This window comes from Streptomyces sp. NPDC005423, from assembly GCF_040606415.1.
In the GTDB taxonomy this organism is placed as follows: Bacteria; Actinomycetota; Actinomycetes; order Streptomycetales; family Streptomycetaceae; genus Streptomyces.
In genome coordinates, this window is record NZ_JBEXET010000001.1 from 1 (window position 1) to 19,275 (window position 19,275).

Consider the following 19,275-nt stretch of genomic DNA (forward strand, 5'->3'; position numbering starts at 1 on the left):
CCCGAAAGGCTTCATCGTTCGACTTGCATGTGTTAAGCACGCCGCCAGCGTTCGTCCTGAGCCAGGATCAAACTCTCCGTGAATGTTTTCCCGACTACGTCTAATAAAAGACTGCGGGGTGACACCACGAGAGCGGAACAGTCAGGCGGAATAAGCCCGACCGTTCACAGCGTCCTCGCTGTGTATTTCTTCAAAGGAACCTCGCCCCAGACATCACGAATGATGACCGGAGACGGGGTATCAACAAATTTGGCGTTGATTTTTGGCACGCTGTTGAGTTCTCAAGGAACGGACGCTTCCTTTGTACTCACCCTCTCGGGCTTTCCTCCGGGCTTTTCCCTTCGGTCTTACGTTTCCGACTCTATCAGACCGTTTCCCGATCCGATTTCCTCGGCGCTTTCCAGGTTTCCGCTTCCGCGTTTCCCTTTCCGGCGGTTCCGACTCTATCAGATCCTTTCGGGCCTGACTCCCAGTCAGCGGGAGTTGCCTTCCCGGCTGTCAGCCGTTCCGACCGGTGAGACTTTAGCGGAGTCCTGACTCCCGAGCTAATCGGGGGTCATGCTCTTTCGAACGTGGATTCCTCATTTCGCGAATACGCATGCCAACACGGAGGACGATGGATCGTCGAGTGTTGGTTGATACCGCGGAATGGCTGTCCGGGGACCGACCGGGGTCGGCGCTCACGTCGGACAACTCGGAGAACACTACGTACCGGCCCGTGGGCGTGTCAACTCCGCTCCGGACGCGGTCCCTGAGGCGTACTCTGTCCCTCATGACTACGCGTACGTGTATGTACACCCAGCAGTGGTGGGCCGCCTGACGGCGGCCGTACACACGTATGTACTCAACGGCCGCCCACTCGGCGGCCGTCGGTGTTTCTTCCTGTCTGGGGGCCGGCCGGGTGGCGGCTTTCGACAGGAGGCGGAGAGATGACACGGGTCTTCAGCGGGGTCAAGCCGACCGGGCATCTGACACTGGGCAACTACCTGGGGGCCGTCCGCCGGTGGGCCACCGTGGACCAGCACCGGGCTGACGCGCTGTTCTGCGTGGTCGATCTGCACGCGCTCACCGTGGACCACGATCCGGCGCGGGTGCGCAGACTCAGCAGGCAGGCCGCGACGCTGATGCTCGCGGCCGGGCTCGATCCCGAACTGTGCACGCTGTTCGTGCAGAGCCACGTGGACGAGCACGCGCGACTGTCGTACGTGCTGGAGTGCGTGGCCACCGACGGAGAGATGCGGCGGATGATCCAGTACCGGGAGAAGGCCGCCCGGGAACGGGGGCGGGACGGGAGTGTGCGGCTGTCGTTGCTGACGTATCCCGTGCTGATGGCGGCGGACATCCTGGCGTACGGGACGGACGAGGTGCCGGTCGGCGACGACCAGAGGCAGCATGTGGAACTGGCCAGGGACCTGGCGGTGCGGTTCAACCAGCGGTACGGCCATACCTTCGTGGTGCCGCGGGCCACGCGCCCGGAGGTGGCGGCGCGGGTGATGAACCTCCAGGAGCCGACGTCGAAGATGGGGAAGTCGGACGACTCGGGGCCGGGGATCGTCTATCTGCTGGACGAGCCGGACGTGATCCGGAAGAAGGTCATGCGGGCCGTGACCGACAGCGCGCAGGAGGTCGTCTACGACCCGGAGACGCGGCCGGGGGTGGCCAATCTGCTGGAGATCCTCGCCGCGTGCGGCGGCGGGGTGCCGGATCCGGAGGGCCTGAGCGGTGCGTACGCGTCGTACGGCGCCTTGAAGAAGGACACCGCCGAGGCCGTGGTCGAGGTGCTCAGGCCCGTGCAGGAGAGGCACAAGGAGTTGTGCGCGGATCCGGCCTACGTGGAAGGGGTGTTGCGCGGCGGGGCGGCGCGGGCGCGGGAGATGGCGAAGCCGATGGTGGATGCCGCGTACCGGGGTATCGGCCTGCTGCCCGCGTGACCGCCGGGGCGTCGGGTCAGCTGTTGCCGGAGGCGAGTTCGCGGCTGCGGTCGCGGGCTGCTTCCAGGGCGGCGATGAGGGCGGCCCGTACGCCGTGGTTCTCCAGTTCGCGGATGGCGCTGATCGTCGTGCCCGCGGGTGAGGTGACGTTCTCCCGGAGCTTGACCGGGTGTTCGCCGCTGTCGCGGAGCATGACGGCGGCGCCGATCGCGGACTGGACGATGAGGTCGTGCGCCTTGTCGCGGGGCAGGCCGAGCAGGATGCCGGCGTCCGTCATCGCCTCGACCAGGTAGAAGAAGTACGCCGGGCCCGAGCCGGAGAGGGCGGTGCAGGCGTCCTGCTGGGACTCGGGGACGCGGAGGGTCTTGCCGACGGCGCCGAAGATCTCCTCGGCGTGGGCGAGGTGGGCGGCGGTGGCGTGGCTGCCGGCGGAGATGACGGACATCGCCTCGTCGACGAGGGCGGGGGTGTTCGTCATGACCCGGACGACGGGGGTGCCCGGGGCCAGGCGCTCCTCGAAGAAGGCGGTGGGGATGCCTGCCGCGCCGCTGATGATCAGGCGGTCGGCGGGGAGGTGCGGGGCGAGTTCGTCCAGGAGGGTGCCCATGTCCTGCGGCTTGACCGTGAGGATCAGGGTGTCGGCGGTCTCGGCGGCCTCGGCGTTGGTGACCGGGGTGACTCCGTGCCGGGCGCGGAGTTCCTCGGCGCGTTCGGGGCGCCGGGCGGTGACCATGAGGTCGGCCGGTGCCCAGCCCGCTCGGATCACTCCGCTGAGGAGTGCTTCGCCGATCTTGCCGGTGCCGAGGACTGCGACTTTCTGGGTCATGGCTGGGGTGTCCTCCGGGGGGTGCGTCGTCCGTTGTTCATCCTCGCACCGGGTACGGCCGGACGGCTCGGGTGTCCGGTGGGCGGGATGTGCGCGGCGTGCGCGCCGGGCGTGGAGTGCGGATCAGGTGTGCGGCGGCCCTGGGGGCGGGCCGCCGCGTACGGGGTGGGTGGCTGTGGCGGTCAGGGGGTCATGCGATGAGGGCGACGAGCAGCTCCACGACGTAGGTCTCCTCGACGGTTCCGTCCGGGAAGAGGGTGTGCAGGCGGCTCTTCTCCTCGGTGAGGAAGGCGCTCGCGCTCTCCTCACCGAGGACGAGGAAGGCCGAGTGGCTGCCGATGTTGGCGAGGTGGGTGTCGAGGGGGACGCGCCGGCTCCAACGGACCCTCCGGCGGGCGAAGTCGAGCCTGCCGCTGGGGTCGGCGAGCGCGGAGCGCATGCCCCTGCCGTCCCTCTCCACCGCCGCGTCGATACCGAGGTGGGCCTCGATGCGTCGCGCCTGTTCGGCGATCCACGGGACGTCGACGGCGCTGGTGTTCCACCACAGGGCGAGCGCCCCGCCCGGCCGCAGGACGCGTACCGCTTCCGGGACCGAGCGGGCGGGTTCGGTCCAGTGCCAGGCCTGGGCGTAGGTGACGAAGTCGGCGCAGTGGTCGGCGAGGGGGAGCGCGTTGCCGTTGCCCCGCACGATCGGGACGTCGGGGAGGGCGCGGCGGAACTGGGCCGTCATCCCGTCCCCCGGTTCCACCGCGATCACCTCGGCGCCGCGGGCGTGCAGGAGGCCCGTGGCGATACCGGTTCCCGCGCCGACGTCCGCGACCCGGGCGCCGGCGAGTCTCCGGCCGGCCAGTTCCTCGACGGCGTCGAAGAGGGCGGGCGGGTAGGAGGGCCGGTTCTCGGCGTACTGCGCGGCGACGGCGTCGAAGGAACGGGCGCGCCTGGCGACGGAGGGCAGCGAGGACGACGGGGTGAAAGGAAGGGGCGGGGTGGACGGGGTGGGTGTGCGGCCGGTGGTCATACGGCCATGGTTGCCGGGACGGCTGAGGGGCGCAGCCGGTTTGAGTGCGGCGGCGGGGGCCGTCGCCGACCGTCCGGGGCGCTCAGGGGCGGCGGCGTTTCCTGGACGGGTCGCCGGTGCGGCGGGTGGTGCGGTGCTCGTGTCGGCGGCGGGCCTTCTCGTACTCCTCGCGGTGGAGGGTCTCGCCGGGGGCCTCGGTGAAAGCGCGGAGGAAGTAGGCGAGGAGGGAGCCGACGAAGCCGATGGCCAGGAGGCCGCGGAGGGAGGCCTGGCGGTCGGGGTCGGGGCGCTTGGAGAAGCTCTCCCAGGTGTTGCGGAAGGCGAGCGCGCCGCAGACGGCGAACATCGCGACGACGAGGACGGTGACGAAGTCGCCGACGTCGGCGATCTGAAGGCCCTGGTAGGCGAAGCGGAGGACCAGGCAGGAGACGGCCGCCGCGGCGAGGGAGCCGGTGGCGACGCCGGCCCGGCGCAGCCGGTAGCCGTTGTCGTGGTCCACCCAGGTGGTGCCGAAGAAGCGGAGGGGCTCGGGGCGGGGGCCCGGGGAGCCCGCGGGAGTGTCCTGGGTGCCGTTCTCGTCGCTCACCGGACGATTATGGCGCCAGGGCCCGCGGGCTCTCGCCCTGCCGTGTGGACTCAGCCGCAGCGGGAGGCCACGTAGCCGTCGCTGCCCGTGTGGACGTAGGCGTCGGAGACGTACTCGCCGTTGCTGATGTTGTCCCAGATGGCGCTCGTGCCGTACGGGCCTGATACCGAGGTACCCGGCGTCTGGCAGTAGATCGGGATGCGGGCGTCCTCGGCGAGGACGCGGACGACGGCGTAGCCGGTGCCGGGTCCGCTGCGGACGTTGAGCCGGACACCCGGTGCGACCGGGTAGGTGGTCAGGGCCGCGACGGCCGCTTCCGCCGTTCCGACGGTTCGGGCCGCTGTGGCCTCTTCAACTCGTTCGGCACCTTCGACGGACATGGTGGACTCCCCCCGTTGCACCCCATGACAGCCATGGGGTCCCGTTGATTCCCCCGAATCCAGCCACGAAACACATGTACGTAACTTGATCCCCGAGGGGTGGCAAGCCGCCTCTGTGCCGTAAGGCTCATCGACTAGGCTCCGTGCGTCGCGCGCGCAGACGAACAGCACGGGGGTGTGTCCATGGCGCCACAGCGCAACACCGGCCGGGGCGCGGAAGCGGAACTTCCGGAGTACGCCGGTCACTACCGTCTGGAGTCGTTCCTCGGCTCCGGCGGCATGGGTGTGGTGCACCTGGCCCAGAGCACCTCCGGGATGAAGGTCGCGGTCAAGGTGGTGCACGCCGAGTTCGCGCAGGATCCCGAGTTCAGGGGGCGGTTCCGGCAGGAGGTGGCCGCGGCGCGGCGGGTCAGCGGTGCCTTCACGGCGCCGGTCGTCGACGCCGACCCGGAGGCCGAACGGCCGTGGATGGCCACGCTGTTCATCCCCGGCTCGACCCTGTCCGACCATGTGAAGCGGAACGGGCCGATGGCGCCGGCGCAGGTGCGTCAGCTGATGGCCGGGCTCGCCGAGGCGCTGCGCGACATCCACCGGGTGGGGGTGGTGCACCGCGACCTCAAACCGAGCAACGTGCTGCTCGCCGACGACGGTCCGAAGGTCATCGACTTCGGCATCTCCAGGCCGAAGGACAGCGAACTGCGCACCGAGACGGGCAAGTTGATCGGCACTCCGCCCTTCATGGCGCCCGAGCAGTTCCGCCGGCCGCGGGAGGTCGGGCCCGCCGCCGACATCTTCGCGCTCGGCTCCGTGATGGTGCACGCGGCCACGGGGCGCGGTCCGTTCGACTCCGACAGCCCCTACATCGTCGCCTACCAGGTCGTGCACGACGAGCCCGATCTGGCCGGCGTACCGGAGAACCTCGCGCCGCTCGTCCTGCGCTGTCTCGCCAAGGAGCCCGAGGACCGGCCCACCCCCGACGAGTTGATGCGGGAGCTGCGGGCGGTCGCGGCGTCGTACGACACCCAGGCCTTCATACCGGTGCAGCGGACCAGCGGCGCCCCCGTGCCGCCGACGCCCGAGCCCGGCGGTGCGCACGCCGGAGAGCCGGTCAGGGCGGAGCAACTGTCGTGGCGAAGACGGCTGTTGGGCCGCAGGGCGGCGCTCGTCGCCGGGGCGCTCGTGCTCGTCGCGGGCGGGGTGCTCGGCTCGGTTCAGTGGGCGGGCGCGGAGGGTTCGGCGCCGAAGAAGTCCGGCGCGCGGCCCACCGCGAAGGGTTTCGGCGGTTGGCAGGCGAAGCCGCTGTCCGACGCCGGCGGGGTGCCCCATTGTTCGTGGGGTGGCGGAAAACTGGTCTGCGCGCGGTCCGGTTCGGTCTACGCCCTCGACCCGGCCGACGGCGGCCTGCTGTGGCGGCACTCCGTCGCCAAGACGTTCCGAAGCGGACCGCCGGTCATGTCGGGCGGCCTCGTCCAGCCGCTGACGAACGAGGGCTCGCGGCTGGAGGCCCTCGACCCGGGCTCGGGCCGGCCGCGCTGGCATCGCCGACCGCCCACGTACAGCGGACTCCAGCCGGCCGGCGGGATGCTGCTCCTCACCGGCGCCGACGGCACGGTGACCGGTGTGGACAGTGCGACGGGAGAGACCAAGTGGAGCCGGAGTCTGGGGAGTTCGGGTCTGCCGTTCTTCTCGTCGTTCGCGGGTGACCCGTTGGCGTACGCCACCAGTACCTCGGTCGACGGGTCGGGCACGCGGGTCAGCGCGGTGGATCCGGAGACCGGCACGGTCGAGTGGACGGCGCGGCTGGAGGGAACGCTGAAGCCGGTCGGGGTGCGGAACGGCTCGGTGTTCTTCCTCTCCGTCGACCCGGCCTCCCCGGACACGCGGGCCGTCGTGCGCTACACCCCGGGGAGCAAGGCGGTACGCCGGGTACGGCTGGCCGTCCCGCGCCAGGACACCCAGGCGACCGTGCGCGGCGACGTGGTGTACCTGCTGGCCGCCGGTGGTTCGCTGGAGGCGGTCGACCTCGCGGCGGGCAGGCGGCTGTGGAGTCTGGAGACGTCCGTGAGCCGGGGTTCCGCGCCCGTCTCCGACGGCCGGCAGGTCTATCTCACCGCCGCCGACGGGCGGTTGCTCGCCGTGAACGCCCGGAGCGGGAAGCTCGTGGGACAGACCCGGCCCCGGCTCGGCGCGGACTCGGACCGCGTCGTCGCCGCGGTGCCGCAGCCGGTGGTGGTCGGCGGCCGGGTGTACGCGTCGGCGCCCGACGGCACGGTGTTCGCCGTCGACGCCGCTACGCCCGCGGCCTGGTAGCGCGCGGGAGGGCCGCCGTCGCGTACGCGGAAGGGCCGCCCTCCGCGCCGGAGGACGACCCTTCGTAGAGCCGAAATGCCTTGATGTGTACGGGTGTTCAGCCGAGCTTGCTGACGTCGCGGACGGCGCCGCGGTCGGCGCTGGTGGCCATCGCCGCGTAGGCGCGCAGTGCCGCCGACACCTTCCGCTCGCGGTTCCGCGGCGCGTACCGGCCGCCCAGCGCCTCTTCGCGGCGGGCCAACTCGGCGTCGTCGACGAGGAGTTCGATGGTGCGGTGGGGGATGTCGATACGGATGCGGTCGCCGTCCTCGACGAGGGCGATGGTGCCGCCGGACGCGGCCTCCGGGGAGGCGTGGCCGATCGAGAGGCCCGAAGTGCCGCCGGAGAAGCGGCCGTCGGTGATCAGGGCGCAGGTCTTGCCGAGGCCGCGGCCCTTGAGGAAGGAGGTCGGGTAGAGCATCTCCTGCATACCGGGGCCGCCCTTGGGGCCCTCGTAGCGGATGACGACGACGTCGCCGTGGGTCACCTGCTTGTTGAGGATCTTCTCGACGGCCTCCTCCTGCGACTCGCAGACGACGGCCGGGCCCTCGAAGGTCCAGATGGACTCGTCGACGCCGGCCGTCTTCACGACGCAGCCGTCGACGGCGATGTTGCCCTTGAGGACCGCGAGGCCGCCGTCCTGGGAGTAGGCGTGCTCGGCGGAGCGGATGCAGCCGCCCTCGGCGTCCTTGTCCAGCGCCTCCCAGCGCTCGGACTGGGAGAAGGCTTCGGCGGAGCGGACGCAGCCGGGGGCCGCGTGCCACAGCTCGACCGCCTCGGGGGACGGGGAACCGGCGCGCACGTCCCAGGTCTTCATCCAGTCCGAGAGGGACGGGCTGTGGACGGAGTGGACGTCCTCGTTGAGCAGGCCCGCGCGGTGCAGTTCACCGAGGAGGGCGGGGATACCGCCGGCGCGGTGCACGTCCTCCATGTAGTACGTGCGGTCCTTGGCGACGTTCGGGGCGACCTTGGCGAGGCACGGCACCCGGCGCGAGACCTCGTTGATCTCGTCCAGACCGAAGGGGACGCCCGCCTCCTGGGCGGCGGCCAGCAGGTGCAGGATCGTGTTGGTGGAGCCGCCCATGGCGATGTCGAGGGCCATGGCGTTCTCGAAGGCCGCGTGCGTCGCGATGTTGCGCGGCAGGACCGACTCGTCGTCCTGCTCGTAGTAGCGGCGGGTGATGTCCATGACGGTACGGCCGGCGTTCTCGTACAGCGCCCGGCGGGCGGTGTGCGTGGCGAGGACGGAGCCGTTGCCCGGGAGGGAGAGGCCGATCGCCTCGGTCAGGCAGTTCATCGAGTTGGCGGTGAACATGCCGGAACAGGAGCCGCAGGTCGGGCAGGCGTTCTCCTCGATCCGGAGGATGTCCTCGTCCGAGATCTTCTCGTTCACGGCGTCGGACATCGCGTCGACCAGGTCGAGGGTGCGGACCGTGCCGTCGACCAGGGTGGCGCGGCCGGACTCCATCGGGCCGCCGGAGACGAAGACCGTCGGGATGTTCAGCCGCAGGGCCGCGTTGAGCATGCCCGGGGTGATCTTGTCGCAGTTGGAGATGCAGATCAGGGCGTCGGCGCAGTGCGCCTCGACCATGTACTCCACGCTGTCCGCGATCAGGTCGCGGGAGGGCAGGCTGTAGAGCATGCCGCCGTGGCCCATCGCGATGCCGTCGTCGACGGCGATCGTGTTGAACTCGCGGGGGATGCCGCCGGCGTCGGTGATCGCCTGGCTGACGATCCGGCCGACCGGCTGGAGGTGGGTGTGGCCGGGCACGAACTCGGTGAACGAGTTCGCCACCGCGATGATCGGCTTCCGGCCGATGTCCGCACCGGGTACACCGGAGGCGCGCATCAGGGCACGTGCGCCCGCCATGTTGCGGCCGTGGGTGACTGTGCGGGACCTCAGCTCGGGCATCGTCGCTCGCTCCTTCAGACGGATGGGGCTGCTGCCGAGCGTACGCCGGTCATCCAGCGGTCGGGACGGGGTGTCCGGAATGCGGGACGCGGATCTCGGGGAGCAGACGCCCGGACGGTCCGTGGACCGGGACCGCCCGGACCGGGGCCGTCGGGACCGGGGGGGCGGCGCCGACGTCGTAGGGGGAACGTCAGTCAGTCAGCGGCGGGGCACGCGCGCGGCCGAGGCCAGGTGGAGCCGGGTGAAGGCGAGCGCCTCGGCGAGATCGGCCTCGCGTTCGGCGCTGGACATCGCGCGGCGGGTGTTGACCTCGATGACGACATGGCCGTCGAAGCCGCTCAGGGCGAGGCGTTCCAGCAGTGCGGCGCAGGGCTGGGTGCCGCGGCCGGGGACGAGGTGCTCGTCCTTGGCGGAGCCGTTGCCGTCGGCGAGGTGGACGTGGCCGAGACGGTCGCCCATGCGGTCGATCATGCCGAGCGCGTCGGTGCGGGCCGTCGCCGTGTGGCTGAGGTCGATCGTGAAGTGCCGGTAGTCGTCCTTCGTGACGTCCCAGTCGGGCGCGTAGGCGAGCATCTCGCGGTCGCGGTAGCGCCAGGGGTACATGTTCTCGACGCCGAACCGTACGTCCGTCTCGTTCGCCATGCGCCAGATGCCGGTGACGAAGTCGCGCGAGTACTGGCGCTGCCAGCGGAACGGCGGATGTACCACGACCGTGCTGGCGCCGAGCTTCTCGGCCGCCGCGCGGGCGCGCTGGAGCTTGGTCCACGGATCGGTCGACCACACGCGCTGGGTGATGAGCAGACAGGGCGCGTGGACGGCGAGGATCGGCACCCGGTGGTGGTCGCTGAGTCGGCGCAGCGCCTCGATGTCCTGGCTGACCGGGTCGGTCCAGACCATGACCTCGACCCCGTCGTAGCCGAGGCGCGCGGCGATCTCGAAGGCCGTCGCCGTCGACTCCGGATACACGGACGCCGTGGACAGCGCGACCTTCGCATCCGGGATGCGCACGACTGGTTCTGCCACGGAGGACAGACTACGGGGCGGTGCCTGGCGCCGGGGATCCGGCCGCTGTGCGCGCGCTGTGCGGGGTACGGCAACCGGCCACGCACGCCGTCCGGCCGCCCTGTGGCGATACTTCATGCGGGTCTCATACGTGGTCGGGCGGTCGGGCGTTCACACGGCCCGGGCCCGCCGCCGCGGCGGGGCCCGCACGTCGCGGTCGCAACGCGGCTGCGCGACGGCGCCGACCAGGCCGAACCACACTGAACTGGGGCGAACCGGGGCGACTAGGCAGACGGCATGTGGTCCAGGCGGCGCAGGATCACGCCCTCGCGCAGGGCCCAGGGGCAGATCTCGGCCGTCTCGACTCCGAACAGGTCCATCGCGCCCTCGGCGACGATCGCGCCCGCGAGGAGCTGGCCGGAGCGGCCCTCGGAGACTCCGGGGAGTTCGGCACGCTGGGCGGTGGTCATGCCGGCCAGCCGCGGGACCCACGCCTCCAGGGACTCCCGCTTCAGCTCGCGCTGGACGTAGAGGCCGTCGGTGGAGCGGGCGGCACCGGCCAGCCGGGCGAGCTGCTTGAAGGTCTTGGAGGTGGCGACGACATGGTCGGGGGCGCCGAAACGGCTGAACTCCCCGACCGTACGGGCGATCTGGGCCCGGACATGGCGGCGCAGCGCCCTTATCGCGTCCGTTCCCGGCGGATCCCCGGGCAGCCAGCCGGCGGTGAGGCGGCCCGCGCCGAGCGGCAGGGAGACGGTGGTGTCGGGCTCCTCGTCGATGCCGTACGCGATCTCCAGGGAGCCGCCGCCGATGTCGAGGACGAGGAGCTTCCCGGCGGACCAGCCGAACCAGCGGCGGACCGCGAGGAAGGTGAGCCGGGCCTCCTCGGCGCCGGTGAGCACCTTCAGTTCGACGCCGGTCTCGGCCCGCACGCGCGCGAGGACGTCGTCGGCGTTGGTCGCCTCGCGCACGGCGGAGGTGGCGAACGGGACCAGGTCCTCGACGCCCTTGTCCTCGGCGGCCTGGAGCGCCTCGTGCACGACGGCGACCAGTTTGTCGACCCCTTCGGGGCCGATCGCCCCGTCCGCGTCGAGGAGTTGGGCAAGGCGGAGTTCCGCCTTGTGCGAGTGCGCGGGCAGCGGGCGCGCGCCGGGGTGTGCGTCCACCACCAGCAGATGCACCGTGTTCGATCCCACGTCGAGGACACCGAGTCTCATGGACGGCACGCTACTGCCAGCTGCGCCGTTGTCGGTGCCCGGAGCCGCACCGGGCGAATTACCCTGGACGCGTGCCAAAGACGAAAAAGGCGAAGGCCGACAAATCCACCACTGCCCCCGTACTGGTGAAGCCCGCGAAGGCCGTGAAGCCGGCGAAGAAGCCGAAGAAGGCCCCGGCGGGCGACGAGAAGGGGCTCGATTTCGCGCGGGCGTGGGTGGAGTTCCCCGATCCGGCCGACGACGAGCAGGTCTTCCGCTGTGATCTGACCTGGCTGACCTCCCGGTGGAGCTGCGTCTTCGGCAGCGGCTGCCAGGGCATCCAGGCCGGCCGCGCGGACGACGGGTGCTGCACGCTGGGCGCGCACTTCTCCGACGAGGACGACGAGAAGCGGGTCGCGGGGCATGTGGCGAGGCTCACCCCGGACATCTGGCAGCACCACGACGAGGGCCGGGCGCACGGCTGGGTCTCCGAGGACGAGGACGGCGACCGCCAGACCCGCCCCTTCGAGGGCTCGTGCGTCTTCCAGAACCGGCCCGGCTTCGCCGGTGGCGCGGGCTGCTCGCTGCACATCCTCGCCCTGCGGGAGGGCCGCGAGCCCCTGGAGACCAAGCCGGACGTCTGCTGGCAGCTTCCGGTCCGCCGCACCTACGACTGGATCGACCGGCCGGACGACACGCGTGTGCTCCAGGTGTCGATCGGCGAGTACGACCGCCGTGGCTGGGGTCCGGGCGGCCACGACCTGCACTGGTGGTGCACCTCGGCGACCTCGGCGCACGGCGCGGGCGACCCGGTGTACGTCTCCTACCGCCCCGAACTGGTCGAGCTGATGGGCAAGGCCGGCTACGACCGCCTGGCCGAACTCTGCGAGGAGCGCCTGTCCGCCCAACTCCCGCTGCTGGCACCGCATCCGGCGGATCCGGCCGGATAGTCGGCCATCGGCCGTCAGCCATGGGCAGCACGGTTGTCCGCTTGCTACGGCGTCCCTACGGCTTGCTACGGCGACCACGAACTCGTGCCGGCGCCGGGGGGCGGTGCCGAGGTGGGCGTGGCGGTGGGGGGCGGGGCGGTCGGGGTGGGGGCGGGTGACGTGGGCGGCTCGGTGGGGGCGCTGGGCGTCGGACCCGGGCCGGAGGGGTGCGGGTGGCCGGGTCCGGGGTGGCCGCCTTGGTCCGGAGGGGCGGGGTCCGGGGGGCGGGGCGGGGCGGAGGGGGCCGCTGATCCCGTGGGGTCGGTCGCGGTGCCGTAGCCCTGGATCGAGACGACGGCACCGGCGGGGGCGAGGGCCACGCGCGCGGTCCAGTGGCCCACGGGCTCGCGCAGGGGGTCGACGTACACCTTGATCGTGAACGAGTCGCCGGGGGCGAGGGTTCCCGAGGACCGGCTGAGGTAGAGCCAGGGTGCCGTGGTCGTCGCGGACCAGCTGACCGGCGCGGAGCCGGACGCGGTGAGGCTGACGACGGTGGTGTCGCCGCTGTTGGCGGCCGACAGCGCGAGGTGGCCCGGGCCCTTCCTCCCGGCGCCCGTCACGCTGACGACCTCCACGGAGACGTCGGGCCGGCCGCCCTTGCCGTCGCCGGTCCCGGGCGAGGTGCCGGCGTCGCCCGCGTTCCGGTGGCCGCCCGCCGGCGCGCCGTTCGGGCCGTCGGGGCCGGCGGTGCTGCCGGTGCCGTGCGCCTCGCTCGCGGTGGCGGTCCGGGCGTCGACGCCCTCGCCGGTGGGCGTGCTCCGGTAGGCGGCCCACAGGGCGAGCACGGGCGCGGCCACGACGGTGGCGACGACGGTCGTCGTGACGGCACGCGCGCGTAGCCGGTCCCGGCGGGCGGCGCTGTCCTTGGGGTCCATCGGGAAACCCCGCCGGTCGAAGCGCGGAGCGGCGCCCCGCGCGCGCGGGAGGTGCGCCAGGGTGGCGTGCAGGGTGGCGCGGGGAGCTTCCAGGACGGGCAGTTCGGCGGGCGTGACACTCGCGCCGGGCCACCGCCCGGGCACCGCGCGCTCGGCCGTACGGCGGCAGAGCGGGCAGTCGTCGACGTGCCGGACCAGCTCGCGGCGCAGGGCGGTACCGAGCACGAACTGGTGGTCGCCGACGAGGCGCGCGACGCTCGGGCAGGTGCCGGTCTCCACGACGGCGAGCGCCGCGCGGGTCCGCTCGACCTCGCAGGCGGCGGAGGCCAGCAGGTCACGAGTGGCGGCGAGGTCCATGCCGAGGACGGCGGCGACCTCGGGGGCGGCCAGCCCGTGCCGTACGGCGAGTTCGAGCGCCTCGCGCTGTTCCGGGGCGGTGCCGGCCGCCTCCGGCCAGGCCAGCAGGGCGAGTTCGCGCCGCCGCCGCTCCAACGCCTCCTCGCGGACGGCCGGTTCCGCGGAGCACTCCGCGCCGTCCCGCGCCCCGCTCTCCCGCACCCGGCCCAACCGCGTCGCGGAGGCCGCGCCCGCTCGGCCCGCCCGGCCTTCACGGCCCGCCCGGCCTCCACGGCCCGCCGCGTGGGTGCCCTGACGTTTCTGCTCCGTCTCGGTGAGCCTGCGCAGACATTCCCAACGGGCCAGTGCGTACAGCCACGCCCGGTACTGACCCGATGATTCGGGACCGCGCGCTCCGCGCCGCTCGGCCAGTGCGAGCACCTCGCCCAGGGCGGCCGTCGCCGTGTCGTGGTCGCACAGGACGGAGAGACAGTAGGTGAACAGGCCGTCCAGATACGGCTCGTAGCGCGCGGGCGTGCGCTGCGCGAGCGTGCGTGCCGCCGCGAGGTCGCGGGCCTCCCGGTACGCCCGGTGTGCGCCGGTGGTTCGGGCCGGGGTCTCCGGGCTGCTGCTCATCACTCGTGCGACCGTAGGCGGCGGGTAGGGGCCCCTTCTCGCGCCTTGAGCACTTTTAATCCGTACGGGTGAAACGATCCCTCATAAGGGGACAGAAACCTGACGCCCGATGACTCGTTAGTGAGGGGCCGCGGCCCGGTCCGGTGCCGTGCGGCGATGTCAGTGGCCTCGGCTACGGTCTTCTCCATGGCCACCCGTACGAAGACCGCAAAGGACCGCCCGTCCTACCGCTGCACGGAATGCGGCTGGCAGGCGGCCAAGTGGCTCGGCCGCTGCCCCGAGTGCCAGGCGTGGGGGACCGTCGAGGAGTACGGCACGCCCGCCGTGCGGACGACGGCACCGGGCCGCGTGACCACCTCCGCGCTGCCGATCGGCCAGGTGGACGGGCGGCAGGCCACGGCCCGCTCGACCGGTGTGCCCGAGCTGGACCGGGTGCTGGGCGGCGGCCTGGTCCCCGGAGCCGTCGTCCTGCTCGCGGGCGAGCCGGGTGTGGGCAAGTCCACGCTCCTCCTCGACGTGGCGGCCAAGGCGTCGAGCGACGAGCACCGCACGCTCTACGTCACCGGCGAGGAGTCGGCGAGCCAGGTCCGGCTGCGCGCCGACCGCATCGGCGCCGTCGCCGACGATCTGTACCTCGCCGCCGAGACCGATCTGGCCGCCGTCCTGGGCCACTTGGACGCCGTCAAGCCGTCGCTGCTGATCGTCGACTCGGTGCAGACGGTGGCCTCCCCGGAGATCGACGGCGCACCCGGCGGCATGGCCCAGGTCCGCGAGGTGGCCGGCGCCCTGATCCGCGCCTCCAAGGAGCGCGGCATGTCCACCCTGCTCGTCGGCCATGTCACCAAGGACGGGGCGATCGCCGGCCCCCGCCTCCTGGAACACCTGGTGGACGTCGTCCTCTCCTTCGAGGGCGACCGCCACGCCCGCCTGCGTCTGGTACGGGGCGTCAAGAACCGTTACGGGGCGACCGACGAGGTCGGCTGCTTCGAGCTGCACGACGAGGGCATCACCGGTCTGACCGACCCCAGCGGGCTCTTCCTGACCCGCCGGGCCGAGCCGGTCCCCGGCACCTGTCTGACCGTCACCCTGGAGGGCCGCCGCCCGCTGGTCGCCGAGGTCCAGGCGCTCACGGTGGACTCGCAGATTCCCTCCCCCCGCCGCACCACCTCGGGCCTGGAGACCTCCCGGGTGTCGATGATGCTCGCGGTCCTGGAGCAGCGCGGCCGGATCAGCGCCCTGGGCAAGCGGGACATCTACTCCGCGACGGTCGGCGGGGTGAAGCTCTCCGAGCCGGCCGCCGACCTGGCGATCGCCCTGGCGCTGGCCTCCGCCGCGAGCGACACCCCCCTGCCCAAGAACCTGGTCGCGATCGGCGAAGTGGGCCTCGCGGGCGAGGTCAGACGGGTCACCGGCGTGCAGCGCAGGCTCTCCGAAGCACACCGTCTGGGCTTCACGCACGCGCTCGTGCCGGGCGACCCCGGCAAGGTCCCGGCCGGTATGAAGGTGCTGGAAGTGGCGGACATAGGGGAGGCTCTGCGAGTCCTTCCGCGCTCCCGTCGCCGAGAGGCCCCACGGGAGGAGGAGGACCGCCGGTAGACTTTGCGCAGGTCTCGGCCGTCCGTACGAACCGAGTGTGCGAAACGGATGCGCCCCCAACCTGCGACCGGAGGAGTGCAGTGGCAGCCAACGACCGGGCGTCAGCCCCCGGAAAGTCCGGCGGGAGCTCCGGTGCCGAGGGCGTCATGCGCGCCTCACTCAGCGCCGTGGCACCCGGTACCCCCCTGCGCGACGGACTGGAGCGCATTCTCCGCGGCAACACGGGCGGCCTCATCGTGCTCGGCTCCGACAAGACCGTGGAAGCCATGTGTACGGGCGGGTTCGTCCTGGACGTGGAGTTCACCGCCACCCGGCTGCGCGAACTGTGCAAGCTCGACGGCGGCATCGTGGTCTCGTCCGACCTCTCGAAGATCCTGCGCGCCGGCGTCCAGCTGGTCCCGGACCCGAACATCCCCACCGAGGAGACCGGCACCCGGCACCGCACGGCGGACCGGGTCAGCAAGCAGGTCCACTTCCCGGTCATCTCCGTCTCCCAGTCGATGCGCCTGATCGCGCTCTACGTCGACGGCCAGCGCCGCGTCCTGGAGGACTCGGCGGCGATCCTGTCCCGCGCCAACCAGGCCTTGGCGACACTGGAGCGCTACAAGCTCCGCCTGGACGAGGTCGCGGGCACGTTGTCGGCCCTGGAGATCGAGGACCTGGTCACCGTCCGGGACGTCTGCGCGGTGGCGCAGCGCCTGGAGATGGTGCGCCGCATCGCCACGGAGATCGCCGAATACGTCGTGGAGTTGGGCACGGACGGACGGCTTCTCGCCCTCCAGCTGGACGAGTTGATCGCCGGAGTGGAGCCGGAACGCGAACTGGTCGTCCGCGACTACGTGCCCGAGCCCACCGCGAAGCGCTCCCGCACGGTCGACGTGGCCCTCACCGAACTCAACGCCCTCGCCCACGCCGAACTCCTCGAAATGCCCACGGTGGCAAGGGCGTTGGGCTACACCGGCTCGCCCGAGACGCTCGACTCCGCGGTCTCGCCCCGAGGTTTCCGTCTGCTGGCCAAGGTCCCGCGGCTGCCCGGCGCGATCATCGACCGCCTGGTCGAGCACTTCGGCGGCCTCCAGAAACTCCTGGCCGCGAGCGTCGACGACCTCCAGACGGTCGACGGCGTGGGAGAGGCCAGAGCCCGCAGCGTACGAGAGGGTCTCTCGCGTCTCGCGGAGTCGTCCATCCTGGAGCGCTACGTGTGACAGCGGGCCGGCGACGGCGCCCGACCACTCAGGCGCTCAGCCGTTCCTCCGCGGAGTCGCCCGGGTCGTCACGCGCTCAGTCGCTCTTCAGCACGAAGGACGTCTGCACCCTGGCGAAGCCCGGGGCCTTGGCCTCCACCAGGTAGGTCCCGGCCCCGGCCGATCCGGCCGGCGGCGTGGCGCACTCCGGTGCACTCGGCTTGCGGTTCCACTCGACGGTGTAGGTCACGCCGCTCCCCGCCGACACCCGGTAGAAGACGCTCCCCGCGCTCTTGGGACAGTCCGCGGAGGACCAGTAATTGTCACTGCTCCCCGCCTGAGTGATCGTCAACTCGGCGCTTCCGGGCCCGAGATCGACCTTGCAGTCACTCCCCGAGGAGTTCTTCGCGACCAGTTGGAAGGTGGGGGTCTGATCGGGCGAGTAGCTGTTGTGCACGCTCTTCAACGTCAACCGGACTGCACCGGACGTGCAGTTGGGCAACGCGGAGTCGGCGGGAACGGTGGTCCCCGTACTACCGGTGCTCCCCGTGCTTCCCGTGCCGCCTGTGCCTCCCGCACCCGCTCCGCCGCCACTGCCGCCCGCGGCACCGGCGGTCCCGCCGGCCGACCCCGTGCTCCCCGAAGAGGGGTCCCCGGAACCGGACCCGCCGGAGCTCCCGCTCCCGGTGCCCGTACCGCCGCCGTCCGACCCGCCCCGCCCGCCCGGGTGTTGGCTGATGGCGGGCCCCGACCCGGACGGACCCGGAGTGATCGAGGGCGCGGGATTCTTCCCGTCGGAGCCGTCCGCGCCGTTCTTGCCTCCACCACCGCCCGAGGTGACGATCCAGGTGATCAGCAGCGCCATCAAGGCGACCACGGACACCATGAAGACCCTCCGTCGCCAGTAGATGGAGGAGGGAAGCGGCCCGACCGGATTGCGCAGTGATCCCACGGCGCAAACTGTACGAGAGATCGACGCGCGACCTGGCCCCACCCGCCGCCTCAGCCCCAATTTTTCCGGATCATCATTCCGCAACGCCCGCACACCGGTGGGCCGATGACCCGCCCACCGCACAGAACGGGCAACACACACCAGACACCGGCCACTTGTGCGCACCACGCCGAGGACGCAGACCGCCCCGCCCCCGCCCCGTCAACATCCACACACCGGCCACCGGCCACCGCACGCGGGCCACCGCGGCACCCCGGCACCCCGGCACCCCGGCACCCCGGCACCCCGGCACCCCGGCACCGGACAGTCGCGCACCGCGCGGACGACGTAGACCACCCGACGCCGCCCCGCACCCCACCGCGCCGCGGCACCGGCGGTCCCGCCGGCCGACCCCGTACTCCCCGCGCCCCGCGCCCCCCGCGTCGAATCCGGTGGGCGAACCACCTCGCGGTCGCGCCCGTCGGTGCCGTCCCGCATGGCAGGATCGGGAGCGCCATGACTGCGCCCACGAAGCCCTCACAGACCAGCCCGGCCGACGCGGACCAGGCCGCCGCCGACCGTGGTCCCGCCCTGCACGCCCCCGTCATCGACTGGTTCGACGACAACGCCCGCGACCTTCCCTGGCGCCGCCCGGACGCCGGCCCCTGGGCCGTGATGGTCAGCGAGTTCATGCTCCAGCAGACCCCGGTCAACCGCGTCCTGCCCGTCTACGAGCAGTGGCTCGCCCACTGGCCCCGGCCGGCCGACCTCGCCAAGGACGCCCCCGGCGAGGCCGTCCGCGCCTGGGGCCGTCTCGGCTACCCCCGCCGAGCCCTGCGCCTGCACGGCGCCGCCGTCGCCATAACGGAACGGCACGGCGGTGACGTACCCACCGACCACGCGCAGCTCCTCGCGCTGCCCGGCATCGGCGAGTACACCGCCGCCGCGGTCGCGTCGTTCGCCTACGGCCGCCGCCACCCGGTCCTGGACACCAACGTCCGCCGGGTCTTCGCACGGGCCGTGACCGGCGTCCGGTACCCGCCGAACGCCACCACCGCGGCGGAGCGGAAGCTGGCCCGCGCCCTGCTCCCGGCGGACGAGCCGACCGCCGCGCGCTGGGCCGCCGCGTCCATGGAACTCGGCGCGCTCGTCTGCACGGCGAAGAACGAGAACTGCCACCGCTGTCCCATCGCCGCCCAGTGCGCCTGGCACCTCGCGGGCAAGCCCGAGCACGAGGGGCCGCCCCGCCGGGGCCAGACGTACGCGGGCACGGACCGGCAGGTGCGCGGCAAGCTCCTCGCCGTACTCCGCGAGGCGCACACCCCCGTGCCGCGGTCGGCTCTGGACCGGGTGTGGCACGAGCCGGTCCAGCGAGCCCGCGCGCTGGACGGACTGGTCGCCGACGGTCTGGTGGAACCGCTCGCCGGCAACCTCTACCGCCTGCCGTCGGCCCGGCCCGTACAGCCCGGAGCGGCGTCCTGACGCTCAGTCATTTCACAGCCCGTCACCCGTCCGCACAGCCCGCGCC

General features: G+C 72.2%; 15 protein-coding genes and 1 rRNA gene. 6 read left to right on the top strand and 10 right to left on the bottom strand.

The window, feature by feature from the left end; all coding sequences use genetic code 11:
- Positions 1-83 (bottom strand): 16S ribosomal RNA (locus tag ABZT12_RS00005); the annotation flags it as partial.
- A gap of 846 nt (positions 84-929) precedes the next feature.
- On the opposite strand from ABZT12_RS00005, the gene trpS reads away from it, so the two are divergent.
- The gene (trpS, locus tag ABZT12_RS00010; RefSeq protein WP_356374641.1) at positions 930-1,931 is read left to right on the top strand and encodes a tryptophan--tRNA ligase; all 1,002 of its coding nucleotides are present in this window, start codon (positions 930-932) and stop codon (positions 1,929-1,931) included.
- A gap of 16 nt (positions 1,932-1,947) precedes the next feature.
- Here the strand turns inward: trpS and proC are convergent, their stop codons facing one another.
- The 4 genes from proC to ABZT12_RS00030 all read right to left on the bottom strand — a co-directional run bounded on the left by proC (position 1,948) and on the right by ABZT12_RS00030 (position 4,741).
- A complete protein-coding gene (gene proC / locus ABZT12_RS00015) occupies positions 1,948-2,757 on the bottom strand; it encodes a pyrroline-5-carboxylate reductase (protein ID WP_356374645.1) in 810 nt (269 codons plus the stop codon).
- 190 nt (positions 2,758-2,947) lie between these two features.
- Positions 2,948-3,775, bottom strand: coding sequence for a class I SAM-dependent methyltransferase (locus ABZT12_RS00020; protein ID WP_356374648.1), 828 nt, complete (start codon positions 3,773-3,775; stop codon positions 2,948-2,950).
- Positions 3,776-3,857: 82 nt separating this feature from the next.
- Positions 3,858-4,361, bottom strand: coding sequence for an EamA/RhaT family transporter (locus ABZT12_RS00025; protein ID WP_356374651.1), 504 nt, complete (start codon positions 4,359-4,361; stop codon positions 3,858-3,860).
- A gap of 50 nt (positions 4,362-4,411) precedes the next feature.
- Positions 4,412-4,741, bottom strand: a complete 330-nt coding sequence (locus ABZT12_RS00030; protein ID WP_356374653.1) for an SH3 domain-containing protein — start codon at positions 4,739-4,741, stop codon at positions 4,412-4,414.
- A 183-nt stretch (positions 4,742-4,924) separates the two neighbouring features.
- Here ABZT12_RS00030 and ABZT12_RS00035 point away from each other — a divergent pair, with 183 nt between their 5' ends.
- Complete coding sequence (locus ABZT12_RS00035) at positions 4,925-7,051, top strand: serine/threonine-protein kinase (protein ID WP_356374655.1); 2,127 nt, start codon at positions 4,925-4,927, stop codon at positions 7,049-7,051.
- A 97-nt stretch (positions 7,052-7,148) separates the two neighbouring features.
- Here the strand turns inward: ABZT12_RS00035 and ilvD are convergent, their stop codons facing one another.
- The 3 genes from ilvD to ABZT12_RS00050 form a co-directional block, all read right to left on the bottom strand.
- The gene (gene ilvD / locus ABZT12_RS00040) at positions 7,149-9,002 is read right to left on the bottom strand and encodes a dihydroxy-acid dehydratase (protein ID WP_356374657.1); all 1,854 of its coding nucleotides are present in this window, start codon (positions 9,000-9,002) and stop codon (positions 7,149-7,151) included.
- Positions 9,003-9,200: 198 nt separating this feature from the next.
- Positions 9,201-10,025: a sugar phosphate isomerase/epimerase gene (locus ABZT12_RS00045; protein WP_356374659.1), complete on the bottom strand. Its 825-nt coding sequence runs from the start codon at positions 10,023-10,025 to the stop codon at positions 9,201-9,203.
- A gap of 263 nt (positions 10,026-10,288) precedes the next feature.
- Positions 10,289-11,221 (bottom strand): Ppx/GppA phosphatase family protein, encoded by a 933-nt coding sequence (locus ABZT12_RS00050; protein ID WP_356374661.1) that lies wholly within the window; start codon positions 11,219-11,221, stop codon positions 10,289-10,291.
- 122 nt (positions 11,222-11,343) lie between these two features.
- On the opposite strand from ABZT12_RS00050, the gene ABZT12_RS00055 reads away from it, so the two are divergent.
- The gene (locus tag ABZT12_RS00055) at positions 11,344-12,150 is read left to right on the top strand and encodes a hypothetical protein (protein WP_356376633.1); all 807 of its coding nucleotides are present in this window, start codon (positions 11,344-11,346) and stop codon (positions 12,148-12,150) included.
- A gap of 65 nt (positions 12,151-12,215) precedes the next feature.
- Here the strand turns inward: ABZT12_RS00055 and ABZT12_RS00060 are convergent, their stop codons facing one another.
- Positions 12,216-14,039: a hypothetical protein gene (locus ABZT12_RS00060; RefSeq protein ID WP_356374663.1), complete on the bottom strand. Its 1,824-nt coding sequence runs from the start codon at positions 14,037-14,039 to the stop codon at positions 12,216-12,218.
- Between the two features lie 183 nt (positions 14,040-14,222).
- On the opposite strand from ABZT12_RS00060, the gene radA reads away from it, so the two are divergent.
- Both radA and disA read left to right on the top strand, forming a co-directional pair.
- Positions 14,223-15,632 carry a DNA repair protein RadA gene (gene radA, locus ABZT12_RS00065; protein ID WP_356374666.1) on the top strand — a complete coding sequence of 470 codons (1,410 nt, stop codon included), beginning with the start codon at positions 14,223-14,225 and terminating at the stop codon, positions 15,630-15,632.
- A gap of 80 nt (positions 15,633-15,712) precedes the next feature.
- A complete protein-coding gene (gene disA / locus ABZT12_RS00070) occupies positions 15,713-16,837 on the top strand; it encodes a DNA integrity scanning diadenylate cyclase DisA (protein WP_356374669.1) in 1,125 nt (374 codons plus the stop codon).
- A gap of 76 nt (positions 16,838-16,913) precedes the next feature.
- On the opposite strand, the gene ABZT12_RS00075 is transcribed toward disA, so the two are convergent.
- Entirely contained in the window at positions 16,914-17,768 is an 855-nt protein-coding gene (locus tag ABZT12_RS00075) for a hypothetical protein (protein WP_356374672.1), read from the bottom strand.
- Between the two features lie 495 nt (positions 17,769-18,263).
- On the opposite strand from ABZT12_RS00075, the gene ABZT12_RS00080 reads away from it, so the two are divergent.
- The gene (locus ABZT12_RS00080; protein ID WP_356374675.1) at positions 18,264-19,229 is read left to right on the top strand and encodes an A/G-specific adenine glycosylase; all 966 of its coding nucleotides are present in this window, start codon (positions 18,264-18,266) and stop codon (positions 19,227-19,229) included.
- The last annotated feature ends 46 nt before the right edge of the window (positions 19,230-19,275 follow it).

Excerpts from the sequence above, each read along its gene's own strand:
- trpS (WP_356374641.1), top strand. The coding sequence starts at position 930 with ATGACACGGGTCTTCAGCGGGGTCAAGCCGACCGGGCATCTGACACTG.
- proC (WP_356374645.1), bottom strand. The coding sequence starts at position 2,757 with ATGACCCAGAAAGTCGCAGTCCTCGGCACCGGCAAGATCGGCGAAGCA.
- ABZT12_RS00020 (WP_356374648.1), bottom strand. The coding sequence starts at position 3,775 with ATGACCACCGGCCGCACACCCACCCCGTCCACCCCGCCCCTTCCTTTC.
- ABZT12_RS00030 (WP_356374653.1), bottom strand. The coding sequence starts at position 4,741 with ATGTCCGTCGAAGGTGCCGAACGAGTTGAAGAGGCCACAGCGGCCCGA.
- ABZT12_RS00035 (WP_356374655.1), top strand. The coding sequence starts at position 4,925 with ATGGCGCCACAGCGCAACACCGGCCGGGGCGCGGAAGCGGAACTTCCG.
- ilvD (WP_356374657.1), bottom strand. The coding sequence starts at position 9,002 with ATGCCCGAGCTGAGGTCCCGCACAGTCACCCACGGCCGCAACATGGCG.
- ABZT12_RS00050 (WP_356374661.1), bottom strand. The coding sequence starts at position 11,221 with ATGAGACTCGGTGTCCTCGACGTGGGATCGAACACGGTGCATCTGCTG.
- radA (WP_356374666.1), top strand. The coding sequence starts at position 14,223 with ATGGCCACCCGTACGAAGACCGCAAAGGACCGCCCGTCCTACCGCTGC.
- ABZT12_RS00080 (WP_356374675.1), top strand. The coding sequence starts at position 18,264 with ATGACTGCGCCCACGAAGCCCTCACAGACCAGCCCGGCCGACGCGGAC.